This window comes from Bacteroidota bacterium (genome assembly GCA_030017895.1).
GTDB lineage: Bacteria > Bacteroidota > Ignavibacteria > UBA10030 > BY39 > JASEGV01.
This window is the reverse complement of the sequence record JASEGV010000128.1, coordinates 1-1,843: the sequence shown is the minus strand read 5'-3', so window position 1 is coordinate 1,843 and position 1,843 is coordinate 1. Positions and strand designations below refer to the sequence as shown.

Sequence of the window (1,843 nt, the reverse complement as noted above, 5' to 3'; positions counted from 1 at the left end):
AAACTTCAATCAGGTAAATTTTTAAGTATAAAGAAAATGTTATTAACCAAATAATTTTTCTAATTTGTTTTTTAACAATTAGGATAATGGTAAGTCAAAATGGATTCGAAAATGATAGTAAAGGATAATATTATTAAAAAAAAATTTCTTTTGAAAAAGTAATATTGATAGAAATTGGTGAATTTACTTGAATCCATCTGAAATTACTAATCATCAATAAAAAGCTAATAAATTAGGTTTCTTATATGTTAAAAAAATCAATTTTTATTAAGAGCACAATCGTTAATATATTTTCTTATATCTTTTTACTTTTCCTGTTAATCATTACAAGTTGTAATAAAGGTGTTAACAATACTGAAGATGAAGAATGGAAAAGAAATTCTAATCTTATCCCGCTAACATACCCACGCACGGTTGGCTATGGTATTAATTATAACTGTCCCGTCTTTAAACCTACTAATGATTTTCTTTACGTTATTAGTAATTATATAAGTGGGGATTCAATTGGTTCTTTATCGAATGGTGTATTACTTTCCTCAGTATCAGTATTTAACCCACAATCCTTAATTAAAGGAGACATTGGTTTCATTACTTTATCGACAAATGGTTCGGAGTTAGTATTCATAGACAGTTTAAAAAACAACATATCCGGCAATTTATATATATTTAACATACAAACTCAGATCAAAGAACCTATTGAGACAGGTTTAAAAGCCGTATATAGTGCCAAGTTTATGTCTGGTGATACAACTCTAATAATTTATGGGGAAGGGATGACGAGTAATTTACCACGAGGATATTATTTCTTCTCAAGATATAATAACAAGTTAAAACTATTATTTGCTGAACCATTCGGTTATTTTGGTTTTGACATTTCGCCAGATGGAAAGAACCTTATATATCCTCAACCAATCAAATATTCGATTCGTAACTTAGAAACAAATACAGTTAAAACAGGAGAAGTTTATGCTGAATGGTTGGCATACAGTCCCGATGGGGAAAAAATTGTCTATAGTGATAATTCATTAAATCGTTATCTACCGAGTAATGTTGGAATAATTGATGTGGAAACTGGAAAAGTAACCAAGTTAGATGTAAACCTGATAAGCCCAAAAGAAGGTGGAACTTATGCGAGTTATTTTTCTTGGTCATCTGATAGGAAATACTTAGCTTTTTCTGTAGTTCCTATAGTGGATGCTAAACCATTAGGTCCGAATGATATTTGGTTATTAAAACAAAATAAAAGTTTTTAGAAGAAGTTTTGAATTTTTGGAATCTTGAAACATAAATTGAAAGGAAAAACAAAATGAAAAAGCTATTAATTCTATATTTTATATTAGGATACTTAATCTTGTTTTGTGAATTTCTCATCGCATCATCTCGTGAACCAGAGCAGTGTTTTCAAATTATTTACTCTAATTTTATTAGAGAGCCCAAAATTGGTTATAATTCTACTTACAGGTTGCAATTCAAAGTCTTAAAAGATGCAGCGCAGGTTATTACAATATTCAAAGCACCCCAAAACATAGCTAAAAAAATTGAAAGCGAATCAAAGGTATTAAACCTTTCCAAAGACCATATAGTTACAAAGGAATGGGAAATTAATTTGGAAGAAATAGGTAATTATGAAGCATTTGTGATAGTCCATATTTTGGACGAGCGGGGATATTCTCAGAGTTCTTTTGTTGAACACCTTTATTTACAGGTTAGTAATACTGGAACTATAATAAGTAAAATATTGCCTGATAATTTTTATTCCGTTTTTAAAAAAACGAAGTATCGAAAAATTCAACACATTTTCATATATGGTAAAAAGTTACCTCTGTTATTTTTAGTTTTTGGA

2 protein-coding genes are annotated in these 1,843 nt (G+C 29.1%); both read left to right on the top strand.

Going from position 1 to position 1,843, the window contains the following annotated elements; translation table 11 throughout:
* Window positions 1–245: 245 nt before the first annotated feature.
* The gene (locus QME58_14080) at window positions 246–1,253 is read left to right on the top strand and encodes a hypothetical protein (GenBank protein MDI6804944.1); all 1,008 of its coding nucleotides are present in this window, start codon (window positions 246–248) and stop codon (window positions 1,251–1,253) included.
* A gap of 53 nt (window positions 1,254–1,306) precedes the next feature.
* Window positions 1,307–1,843: hypothetical protein (locus QME58_14075; GenBank protein MDI6804943.1), on the top strand; the 537-nt coding region annotated here is incomplete at its 3' end.

Coding starts and splice junctions, on each gene's coding strand:
- QME58_14080 (MDI6804944.1), top strand. CDS start 246: ATGTTAAAAAAATCAATTTTTATTAAGAGCACAATCGTTAATATATTT.